Origin of the sequence: Flavobacterium tistrianum, assembly GCF_003254545.1 — a bacterium.
In the GTDB taxonomy this organism is placed as follows: Bacteria; Bacteroidota; Bacteroidia; order Flavobacteriales; family Flavobacteriaceae; genus Flavobacterium; species Flavobacterium tistrianum.
This window is the reverse complement of sequence record NZ_QJRH01000068.1, coordinates 134808-146297: the sequence shown is the minus strand read 5'-3', so window position 1 is coordinate 146297 and position 11490 is coordinate 134808. Positions and strand designations below refer to the sequence as shown.

Below are 11490 nucleotides of genomic sequence, written 5' to 3'. Positions count from 1 at the left end.
AAAAAAAACAAAAAGGAGTGAGTGGCTTTTTTTTAGGAGTGAATGGATATTAATGGAAGAATACAAACAAAATAGCCATCTTTTTCTGATGTCTTAAATTCTGTTTTTGAATAATAATTGTAAATACTCTTTAGGTAATTTAACCCAAATTTAGTACTTGGTTCAGCAGTCAATTTCTTTTGAAGAGTATTGCTGATAATTACCTGATCTTCTTTAATCAGGATTTTTGTAGTAAGTGGACTTTCCTGTGTGGCTCTATTATGCTTAATAGCATTTTCGACCACAATCTGAAAAGCAAGATAGGGGATGTGTTTGTTTAATGCAGCTTCGTTTTCAATTTCGATAGAAAAGAATAACTCTTCCTTAAAACGAGTTTGCTGCAAAAAGATATATTTTTCGATAAATAATAATTCGTCCTTCAAAGGAACAATGTTCTTTTCAGGCGGATCAATTAAATAGCGATAAATACGAGATAGGTTTAAAGTAAATTTCTGCGCGACTTTAATATCACTTCCAATTAGCATATAAAGTGAATTGAGCGAATTAAATAAAAAGTGCGGATTAATCTGCTCTTTCAGTTGCTGTAGCTGAATCAAAGCTTTTTCTTTGATGATCTTTTCATTTTCGACCAAGAGTTTATTTTTCTCTTTTATGACAATTCCTTTTTCTCTGTAAGCACGTCTGTTGGCATAAGAGAAAAGATAAAAAATCAAAAGCAGCATTATGGTCGTAATCGAATACGTTAAAGTCGAATACCTTTTAATGACAGCTACGTTTTCATCAACAAAAATTTTAGGGAAATTGACGCAGATAAACCAGTTAGAATTTTTAACATCTAGTTTTTGCGTATAACGGATCACATCTAGTTTTAAAAACTCAGACATGGTAATTCTTTTTGCAAAATCTTCATTCTTCTTGAAAATCGTATCAGAAGAAACAAACGACGAAATTTTAAAAATGTTTTTTCCAATAAAAGCAGCTTCTGGATGGTAAACGCAGGTTCCTTTTTTGTCAAAAACAAAGGCGTAGTTGGAAGCGGTTTTATCTATTTTAGAAAAATAAGTATGAAGTAATCCTAAATTAATATCGTAACCATATTTTACAACCGTATTATCATTAGAAACTAATTTGAAGAAAATACGCCAAACCAATTCTTTCCCTTGACGGACAACGACGCTAATATGTTTTGCATTTTTATTTTGAAGCAGAAAAGTTTTTAAATCATTTTTGGTTTCATTGGAAATGACTTTTTTTCCGTATTGAATCGGATTTTCATTAATCTGAAACCAATTGTTTTCAACTAATCTGTTGTTGGCTTGGAGCAGTGACATAAGCTGCAGGTTATTCTGGAGATTCGCTGGACTGCTTATTTCTAAAACATGCTGAATTTTTTTCTCCTGCTCCAGAAACTTAGAAAATTCCTCAGACATAAACTCCTGCTTTTTGACTAACGTTCGCAGCGAAGCATCATCATTGGCTTTTTCGGTCAAATCAGTAATCAGATTACTTAGAATGTAAACCGCCGAAACCGTAATTAGAATCGAGACAATAACGTATATTAAAAAAGCACGTCTAGAAGTAATATTTTTTAATCTAAATTTCAAAAAGTAACATTATGACTTAGTTTGCCACAGCAAACTGTGAGTCATATAAATTTTTATAGTAACCATCAGTTTTAACTAATAACTCCTGATGCGTCCCTTGTTCAACAATCAATCCCTTATCCATCACCACAATCTTATCTGCATTTACAATTGTTGCTAATCTATGTGCAATAATAATAGAAGTTCTTCCTTTTGTAATCGTCTCTGTTGCGCGCTGAATCATTTCTTCTGAATACGTATCAATCGAAGAAGTAGCTTCATCCAAAATCAAAATACTCGGATTACTCACATAAGAACGTAAAAAAGCAATAAGCTGACGCTGGCCAGAAGAAAGCATAACGCCTCGCTCTTTTACATCAAAATCATAATTATCTGGTAAGTTCATAATAAAATTATGAACACCAATTTTCTTTGCCGCATCAATTACTTTATCACGAGTAATTTCTGGATTGTGCAATGTGATATTATTATAAATCGTATCGGCAAACAAAAAGACATCTTGTAAAACCACCGCGATTTGTTTTCTTAAAGAAGCCAAAGTATAGTTTTCGATATTTTCTCCATCAATACAAATTGTTCCGCTGTTGATTTCGTAAAAACGATTCAATAAATTAATAATAGTCGATTTTCCTGCACCAGTAGAACCTACAATTGCAACAGTTTGTCCAGCTGAAACCGATAAATCAATTCCTTTTATGACTTCTTCTTCTGGAATATAGCTAAAACGAACATCTTTAAATTCGATACTTCCATTAAAAACAGGCGCTTCAATTTTTCCAGTATCTTGAATATGATCTTGCGTATCGATAATATCAAAAACACGATTGGCAGCAATCATTCCTAATTGCATCTCATTAAATTTATCCGCAATTTGCCTTAACGGATTAAAAAGCATTCCGATAAACATGGTATAAGAAAACAAATCTCCAAAAGTGGTAAAATGATCTCCGTTCAAGATTCTAAAACCACCATAAACCACAACTAAACCTAAAGTAATAGACGAAATAATATCGGCAATCGGGAAGAAGATCGAGTTGTACAGAATCGTCTTAATCCAAGCTACTCTATGTTTGTTGTTGATTTCTTTAAAGTTTTCAGCTTCGATTTTTTCGCGGTTAAAAAGCTGTACGATCTTCATACCTGTTACGCGCTCCTGTACAAAAGAGTTCATGTTGGCAATTTGAGTTCGTACTTCCTCAAAAGCCACCTGCATTTTGCGTTGGAAAATTCTCGTGACATAAACCAAAATTGGCATCGCAATTACCACAATCCAAGTCAGTTTCCAGTTCATGTAAAACATAAAAATCAAAACCACAACCATTTTCATCAAATCGCTTATAATCATAAACAAGCCTTGGCTGAAAATACGAGCAATCGACTCAATATCCGAAACGGCTCTTGTAACCAATTGCCCTACCGGAACCAGATCAAAATACTTCATTCTGAAACTCAAAATGTGCTGAAAAAGTTTGGTTCTAATATCTTTTACAATATCCTGACCAAGCCAGTTTGCCCAATATACAAAGTAAAACTGAGAAAAGACCTCCATAAGCAAAACCACTCCCATCAAAATGATGTACAGCAGCAATCCCATTTTGTCATGAGTTTTGATGTAACCGTCAACTGTTTCTTTAAGTAAATAAGGACGAAGTGCAGCAAAAATAGACAGCGAAATGGCAAAAATAATTACGCCATAATAACGCCATTTATAAGGGCGGGTATATTTTAAAATTCGTTTGAATAATCCTGTGTCGAATGCTTTTGCTTTCATTTATTTTTAGGAGCTGTTTCCTGCTTTCCGTTACAAGTTTTTCTCAAAAATATGTTTTTGTTTTAATTTTTATAAAGCTTCCGTTGGTCGCTCCATAAAAATTACAAAAACTATATTTTTTTCAAAAAAGCTTTTCACTGCAATCAGGGCTATTAAATGTAATCGTAATAAATATTGGTTAAATATAAACCATGTGCTGGGACAGAAAACCCTGCTTTTTCTCTGTTTTTGCTGGCAATAATATTTTCAAAATCTGCCAATGTGATTTTGTGCAATCCTATATTAATTAAAGTTCCCACAATGGAACGAACCATATTTCTTAAAAACCGATTGGCCGAAATGGTAAAAATCAATTTTGAATTTTCTTGTTTCCAGAACGCCTCAAAAATCGTGCAATCAAAAGTATTTACATCCGTATTAACTTTTGAAAAACATTGAAAATCGGTGTGTTTCAATAATAATTGCGCCGCTTCATTCATTAAATCTACATCAAGTTGCTGTGTAACATACCAGCTCAATTCCTGCAAAAACGGATTTTTAACGGTATTGATATGATATTCATACGTTCGTTTTGTTGCGTCAAAACGACAGTGCGCATCGTCATGAACCGCAATGATATTAAAAATCGCAATATCTTTTGGTAAATACGAATTCAGTTTATAAATCAAAACCGGAATATCCAAAGTCTTTTCTGTATCAAAATGACCATACATTTCACTCGCATGCACGCCAGTATCTGTTCTTCCAGCACCCATAATGCTGATAGTTTCATTTAATAAAACCGAAAAAGCTTTATTTAAAGTTTCTTGAACTGAAGAAGCATTTGGCTGTATTTGCCAGCCATGATAATGTGTTCCGTTATAAGCGAATTGAATAAAATATCTCACTGTTGAGGTTCAAAGGTTCAAAGGCACAAAGGTACAAAGGTTTTTTCTTTTTTAGTTGCAAAGTTACAAAGGTTCAAAGTAACAGAGGTTTTTGGGTATTTTTATCTGTAGAGACGCACCGCAGTGCGTCTAACGCCAGATTGGAAAAATGTACTTATATATAGGTATACCATTTGCGATATGATTTCTAACTGATAAACACCTGTTTCAATAAAATCTAAAAACAAAAACTTAGTTGATTAGCATCTTAGGATCTCAGAAACTTTGTTAAAATCCATTAAAACCCAAAATGCAAATCATAGTTTGTCCAACTAAAAATCGTGTCAGAAATTGACAATTCTAACGATTTAATTAAAATGATTCTTTAACATTTTTAGTCAGAAATTTCTAAATGTTAAATTTTTAAAATTTTCATTTTAACATTTCATATTTCTCCTATGTTTGTATCACTAAAAAACAAAAACGATGAATGAAATTACCTCTTATTGGTGGATACTTTTAATTGTATTTGCCATTCTTTTTTACAAATTTATTTTGCGCGTTTTCTTCGGAATGGTGATTGTTCCTGAAGATAAAATTGGTTTGGTAACCAAAAAGTTTGTTTTGTTTGGCGCAGACAAATCATTACCCGACGGCCGAATTATCGCAACAAAAGGCGAAGCGGGATATCAGGCCAAAACACTCGCTCCAGGGTTGTACTGGGGAATGTGGATTTGGCAGTATTCAATTGATATGACTAGTTTTACATTAATTCCGGAAGGAAAAATTGGACTGGTTTTAAGTAAAGACGGAAAAGAAATTCCGACAGGAAGAATCTTAGCTAGAAAAGTAGAAAGTGACAACTTTCAGGATGCAACAGCATTTTTAGACAACGGCGGACAAAAAGGACGTCAGACTGCTTTTATTACGACAGGATCGTATCGTATCAATACGTTTTTGTTTGAAATCATAATTACAGATCAAATTAAGATTTACGAAAACATGATTGGTATTGTTACAGCTCTTGATGGTGAACCAATTCCGCAAGGACAGATTGCGGGTAAATTTGTTGATAATCACAACAATTTTCAGGATTTTGATAAATTCCTTGAGCATGGCGGAAACCGTGGTTTACAGCCTCAGGTTATGTTGGCAGGTTCTTATTATATTAATACGTGGGGAATTTTAATTGAGCAAAATCCAATGACAGATGTGCCAATTGGTTACGTTGGAGTTGTGATTTCTTATATAGGAGAAGATGGGCAAGACGTTACAGGCGACACTTTTAAACACGGAAATATTGTTTCAAAAGGACAGCGTGGTGTTTGGATGGAGCCTTTCGGGCCAGGAAAATATGCTTTGAATAAATATACAACTAAATTAGAGCCTGTTCCAACAACAAATTTGGTTTTAAACTGGGCTAATGCCAGAAGTGAATCGCATGATTTAGATAAAAATCTATCTACAATTACGGTTCGTTCAAAAGACGGTTTCCCATTCAATCTAGACGTTGCACAAATTATTCACGTTCCAGCAGCCGAAGCACCAAAAGTAATTGCACGTTTCGGAAGTATGAACAACTTGGTTTCTCAGGTTTTAGAGCCAACAATTGGTAACTATTTTAGAAACTCGGCTCAAGATAGCGATGTGATTTCATTTTTGACTACAAGAAAAGAACGTCAGGAATCGGCTAAAAACCATATTAAGTTAGTTCTTGATGAATATAACGTAAATGCAGTTGATACCTTAATTGGAGATATTGTTCCGCCAGATTCGTTAATGAAAACCTTGACAGACAGGAAACTGGCAGAAGAAGAGCAGAAAACATATCAAACCCAAAAACTGGCGCAAGAACAACGCCAGGGAATGGAAAAAGAAACGGCAATTGCAGATATGCAGAAAGAAATTGTACGAGCTTCGCAAAGTGTTGAAATCGCACAGCGTACCGCAGATGCAACTGTTAAGAAAGCTGAAGGAGATGCAACAAGTTTAAAACTGAATGTAAATGCTGAAGCAGAAGCTACGAAAATGCGTGCAAGTGCAGAAGCTGAAGCTACAAAAGCAAGAGCAGGAGCACAAGCCGAAGCAACAAGATTGAACGCTAGCGCAGAAGCTGAAAAAATCTCAAAAACTGGTTTGGCTGAAGCGGAGAAAATTATGGCGATTGGTAAATCTACTGCGGAAGCATATCAATTGCAAGTTAGTGCAATGGGCGGAGATAACTTTACGCGCTACAAAGTAACCGAAGAAATTGGTAAAGGAAATATCAAAGTAATTCCTGATGTATTAATTTCAGGAAACGGAGGTTCTGACGGTTCTATTAGCGGTTTATTAGGATTGAAATTGATGGAAATGATGGATACCAAAGAATCGAAAGAAGGTAAAAATCAAAATACTAAAAAATAAATTAGCTCCCAAAATACCTGACAGGTATAATAGTTTACAAAAATCCGATCTGGAAAACAGGTCGGATTTTTTATCTTTATAAAGCAGACAAAACTTTACAAAAGATGCACTGCATCGCGTCTCTACAGAAAAACCTTTGTACCTTTGTTACTATGAACCTTTGAACCTAAAAAAAATTGACCAAAATCCTACTTCTCTCAGACACCCATAGCCATATCGATGATACAATTTTAAAATATGTTGCTCAGGCAGATGAAGTCTGGCATGCTGGAGATATAGGAGATTTGATTGTGACAGATACTATTAAAAAGCTAAAACCTCTGAGAGCAGTTTATGGAAATATCGACGATGCGAAAGCACGATTAGAATTTCCGTTAAACAATCGTTTTTCGTGTGAAAATGTGTCAGTTTGGATTACGCACATTGGCGGTTATCCAGGAAAGTATAATCAGAATGTTAGAGAAGAATTGACTCTGAATCCGCCTAAATTGTTTATCTGCGGACATTCACATATCTTGAAAGTCATGTTTGATAAAAAGAATAATTTACTACACATGAATCCGGGTGCAGCAGGAAAAAGTGGTTTCCATAAAGTAAGAACCATGCTTCGATTTGTAATTGACGATGATAAAATCAAAGATTTGGAAATTGTCGAAATAGGAGCTAAGTAATCAATGCGGCAACGGAATTCCAATTTTTATTTTGGTTCCTTGATTTTCTTTTGAAACAATTGATAGAGAACCTTTGTATTTTTTAATTCTAGCTCTAATTCTGTTTAAGCCGAAACCTTCAGCCTCTTTTAATTTTTGAGTTTTAAAACCAATTCCATCATCATGAATACGCAGGATTAATTGGTTTTCTTTTTCATTCAAAGTAAGTTTTGCTTTTTGGGCATTGCTATGCTTCATAATATTGCTGAACAATTCACTTACAATAAAATAAATCTTCATTTCGAATTTTTCAGCATATCGTCTGCTGGTCGGAATTGAACTTGAAAATTCAAATTCAATAGCAGAATTGGAGTTCTTTTCGCATAAATCTTCTAAGGAATAAATCAGCCCAAAACGCACTAAAAGCGATGGAACAAGATCATGAGACATATCTCTCAAAAGTTCGTGAGCTTCAGATAAAATAGTTTTTGCCTTCTGTATTTCATTAGATTCTACATTGTTTTGAGCTGTAAATGTATTTAAATGTAATCCAGCTGAGGATAATAGCGAATTGATATTGTCATGCAGAAAAGAAGCAATTTTTTTGTGTTCTGCTTCTTGAGAATCAATGCCCGAATTGATGATGTCAAGAAGAATTTTATGTTTTGTGTCTTTTCGTTTTATTTTTTGCTTTAGTTTATTGTTTTGATATAAAAAATAAAACAAAAGAAAAATAATAATGGTGAGTATGATGGATAAACTAACGATTTTTTTATTTCGTAATTGTTCAGATTTGCTAATAGGTTTAAGAGAAGTCTTATTATCAACTTGGGTTTGTGGTGCCTTTGCATTTACAATATTTTTTGGCTGTTCAAGATTTGTTCCTTTGACAGCAAAAAATAATAATAAAGAGATAAAAAAACGAAAACCAAACATAAAGGGAATTATTAAGGGTTGATTAGATTGTTTTTAAGAGCATATTTAACTAAGCCGATTGTGCTTTTAATGTTCAATTTTTTCATGATGTTTTTTCGATGCGTTTCGACAGTATGCGAACTGATGAAAAGTTTTTCACTGATTTCTTTTCCGCTATATTCCAAGGCAATTAGAATAATAATTTCTATCTCTCGTGGGCTCAAAATTGGATTTTCTATAATCAAATTATGATTCAGTTTTGGACTGTCCATAAAAGAGTTGAAGATTTTTTCTCTGACAGCATCACTAAAATATTCCTGTCCTTGATAAACAGCTTCAACAGCTTCGATAATATTTTCTCCTGCGCAATTTTTTGTCAGATAACCTTTTGCGCCTAGTTTCATTACTTCTTTAATGATTTTTAAATCATCATAACTAGACAAGATAATTACTTTGCAGGACAATTGTTTTTCATTAAATTCTTTCAGCGTTTCAATACCATCTTTTTTAGGCATGCTAATATCTAAAATTAAAACATCGGCATTGTTTTTCAAAACATCATCATAGACAGTGGTGCCGTCTAGTGAAGTCCCTGCTACTTCAAAGTTTGAAACGGTCTGAAGTAAGTTGGATAATCCATCAATTAAGACCTGATGATCATCTGCTAGATGAATCCTTATTTTTGGTGCCATGATTTATTTGAATTTGAAAATACAAATTTATCATGCAAAGTATATTTTTATAATACTCTTTAAGTTTGATTTATAATATAATAGGACAAAAAAAACCCGAATCAAAATTCGGGTTCTTCTTCGCACAAAATAAACTAAGTTTATAGGTTTACCTCAAACGATCAACAGATTTTACAAGATCTTCGTCCTTTTTGATGGCCTTATTAGCTAAAACTAATAACACGATAGCGACAATCGGCATGAACATCCCAATACCTTTCTCAGAGACCTCAGTCCCTCCAGATAAATTTAGTGATCGATATACAAATAATCCTAATAAAATTAAATTTAATATTATATTAAGTCTGTTTAGCACAAACTGATTTTGTCTCTTTTTGAATGAAATAATACTGATAATACTAAGCATAGTTGTTAAGCCTAATAAAACAGTATAAAGTTGATCCTGCATAAAAAAGAATGGTTTTCCTGCACTAGTTGTCCAAAGCGGAACAAAAAGCATTAAAATGCCAGTTGCAGCAAAAGCTAGAAATAAATATACAGTCTGAATTCTTTGTATCATGGTCTAAAAATGTTTTACAAAAATATATTTTCTTTTTTTAAAATACTATTGTATGATAAAATTTTATTCGTATTATTGCATCATAATACCGTAAGCACTTCATACTGCGGTCAATTCAAATTAATTATCTACCTATTCTTTTTACAGTATTCCTTAAAATAATTAAATTCATAGAACATTCATGTTTGATATTTCTGCATTAAAAGAAATGAAGCTTTCTGAGCTTCAAGAAATAGCTAAGTTAGCTAAAACAATAAAGATTACTGGTGTCAAAAAAGAGACTTTAATAAGTCAGATTTTAGCACACCAAGAGGCATCTCTTGCGCCGACAGAAACTCCAAAAACTGAAGCAGCAGAAACTAAAGAAGAGAAACCAAAACGTGCTAGAATTGCACCAGCCAAAGCAAAAGCAGCAAATACCAAAAATGCACCTGTTTTAGAATTTGATAAAGTAGAGGAAACTGTTCAAAATACAGAAACTGCAGAAAAAGTGGAGCCAATTGCAGAAACGGTGACAGAAGCAGTACAGGAAAATAAACCTGCAGGAGGAAAAAAAGAACCTAAAGCAGTAAAATTCAATAAACAGGCATACGAGAAAAAAGTAGCTCTTAAAAAAGAGAAAGAGGCAGTTAAAGAAGTAACTGCTGAAGAAGTTGCAGATTCAACTCCATCAGAATCAATTATTTCTGAGCCAACAGCAGAAACAGCTGAAAAAACTACACAATCTCCTGCAAAAAAGATTAATCCGAATCAGAATAAAAATCAGAACCAGAACCAAAATCAAAATCAAAACCCGAATCAGAACCAAAATCAAAACGGGAATGGCAATGGAAACGGAAATCACAATAACCAAAATCCTAATCACAAGAATAAAAAGAATAACAATAATTTCAGAGATTCTGATTTTGAATTTGACGGAATTATCGAAAGTGAAGGCGTTCTAGAGATGATGCCGGACGGTTACGGATTCTTACGTTCATCAGATTATAATTATTTAGCTTCTCCAGATGATATTTATTTATCGACTTCACAAATCAGATTATTTGGTTTAAAAACTGGGGATACAGTAAAAGGAGTGGTTCGCCCTCCAAAAGAAGGTGAGAAGTTTTTCCCTTTGGTTCGTGTATTAAAAATAAATGGGCACGATCCGCAAGTGGTTCGCGATAGAGTTTCTTTCGAACACTTGACACCAGTTTTCCCTTCAGAAAAATTCAAACTAGCCGAAAAAGGCAGTTCTATTTCAACAAGAATTATAGACTTGTTTTCACCAATAGGTAAAGGTCAGCGCGGTATGATCGTTGCACAACCTAAAACAGGTAAAACAATGCTTCTTAAAGATATTGCAAACGCAATTGCAGCTAACCACCCAGAAGTTTATTTAATTGTTCTTCTTATTGATGAGCGTCCTGAGGAGGTTACAGATATGCAAAGAAGTGTTCGTGGTGAAGTTATCGCTTCAACTTTTGATAGAGAGCCACAAGAGCACGTAAAAATTGCTAACATTGTATTGGAAAAAGCAAAACGTTTAGTTGAATGTGGTCACGATGTAGTGATTTTATTAGACTCTATTACACGTTTGGCAAGAGCTTACAACACAGTTCAACCAGCATCTGGAAAAGTATTAAGTGGAGGTGTTGATGCAAATGCATTACAAAAACCAAAACGTTTCTTTGGAGCGGCTAGAAATGTAGAAAACGGAGGTTCTTTAAGTATCATCGCAACTGCGTTAACAGAAACAGGTTCTAAAATGGATGAGGTTATCTTCGAAGAATTTAAAGGAACGGGTAACATGGAACTTCAATTAGATCGTAAGATAGCTAATAAACGTATTTTCCCTGCAATCGATCTTACATCTTCAAGTACACGTCGTGATGACTTGTTATTAGACGAGAAAACATTACAAAGAATGTGGATTATGCGTAAGTATCTATCAGATATGAACCCAGTAGAATCTATGGATTTCGTAAACGACCGTTTCAAGAAAACGAAAAATAATGAGGAGTTTTTGATTTCTATGAATGACTAAT

The 11490-nt window shown here is 33.8% G+C and carries 9 protein-coding genes; 3 read left to right on the top strand and 6 right to left on the bottom strand.

The features are described 5' to 3' along the window. Window positions 1-32: 32 nt before the first annotated feature. The 3 genes from DMB71_RS11190 to truA all read right to left on the bottom strand — a co-directional run bounded on the left by DMB71_RS11190 (window position 33) and on the right by truA (window position 4262). The gene (locus tag DMB71_RS11190; protein ID WP_111366124.1) at window positions 33-1604 is read right to left on the bottom strand and encodes a sensor histidine kinase; all 1572 of its coding nucleotides are present in this window, start codon (window positions 1602-1604) and stop codon (window positions 33-35) included. Window positions 1605-1620: 16 nt separating this feature from the next. Then, window positions 1621-3375: an ABC transporter ATP-binding protein gene (locus DMB71_RS11185; RefSeq protein ID WP_111366122.1), complete on the bottom strand. Its 1755-nt coding sequence runs from the start codon at window positions 3373-3375 to the stop codon at window positions 1621-1623. A 152-nt stretch (window positions 3376-3527) separates the two neighbouring features. Beyond that, complete coding sequence (gene truA / locus DMB71_RS11180) at window positions 3528-4262, bottom strand: tRNA pseudouridine(38-40) synthase TruA (RefSeq protein WP_111366117.1); 735 nt, start codon at window positions 4260-4262, stop codon at window positions 3528-3530. A gap of 465 nt (window positions 4263-4727) precedes the next feature. Here truA and DMB71_RS11175 point away from each other — a divergent pair, with 465 nt between their 5' ends. After that, on the top strand, window positions 4728-6647 hold the full coding sequence (locus tag DMB71_RS11175; RefSeq protein WP_111366116.1) for an SPFH domain-containing protein: 1920 nt from the start codon (window positions 4728-4730) through the stop codon (window positions 6645-6647). Between the two features lie 176 nt (window positions 6648-6823). Further along, a complete protein-coding gene (locus DMB71_RS11170; protein ID WP_111366114.1) occupies window positions 6824-7318 on the top strand; it encodes a metallophosphoesterase family protein in 495 nt (164 codons plus the stop codon). On the opposite strand, the gene DMB71_RS11165 is transcribed toward DMB71_RS11170, so the two are convergent. The 3 genes from DMB71_RS11165 to DMB71_RS11155 all read right to left on the bottom strand — a co-directional run bounded on the left by DMB71_RS11165 (window position 7319) and on the right by DMB71_RS11155 (window position 9463). Next, window positions 7319-8233, bottom strand: a complete 915-nt coding sequence (locus DMB71_RS11165; RefSeq protein WP_111366112.1) for a sensor histidine kinase — start codon at window positions 8231-8233, stop codon at window positions 7319-7321. It lies immediately after the preceding gene. Window positions 8234-8244: 11 nt separating this feature from the next. Then, window positions 8245-8904, bottom strand: a complete 660-nt coding sequence (locus tag DMB71_RS11160; protein ID WP_111366111.1) for a response regulator transcription factor — start codon at window positions 8902-8904, stop codon at window positions 8245-8247. 148 nt (window positions 8905-9052) lie between these two features. Then, window positions 9053-9463 (bottom strand): DUF4293 domain-containing protein, encoded by a 411-nt coding sequence (locus DMB71_RS11155; protein ID WP_008468670.1) that lies wholly within the window; start codon window positions 9461-9463, stop codon window positions 9053-9055. 181 nt (window positions 9464-9644) lie between these two features. Between DMB71_RS11155 and rho the strand changes: the two genes are divergently transcribed. After that, window positions 9645-11489, top strand: coding sequence for a transcription termination factor Rho (gene rho, locus DMB71_RS11150; protein WP_111366110.1), 1845 nt, complete (start codon window positions 9645-9647; stop codon window positions 11487-11489). The last annotated feature ends 1 nt before the right edge of the window (window position 11490 follow it).

Coding starts and splice junctions, on each gene's coding strand:
- DMB71_RS11165 (WP_111366112.1), bottom strand. CDS start 8,233: ATGTTTGGTTTTCGTTTTTTTATCTCTTTATTATTATTTTTTGCTGTC.
- DMB71_RS11155 (WP_008468670.1), bottom strand. CDS start 9,463: ATGATACAAAGAATTCAGACTGTATATTTATTTCTAGCTTTTGCTGCA.
- DMB71_RS11185 (WP_111366122.1), bottom strand. CDS start 3,375: ATGAAAGCAAAAGCATTCGACACAGGATTATTCAAACGAATTTTAAAA.
- rho (WP_111366110.1), top strand. CDS start 9,645: ATGTTTGATATTTCTGCATTAAAAGAAATGAAGCTTTCTGAGCTTCAA.
- DMB71_RS11175 (WP_111366116.1), top strand. CDS start 4,728: ATGAATGAAATTACCTCTTATTGGTGGATACTTTTAATTGTATTTGCC.
- DMB71_RS11160 (WP_111366111.1), bottom strand. CDS start 8,904: ATGGCACCAAAAATAAGGATTCATCTAGCAGATGATCATCAGGTCTTA.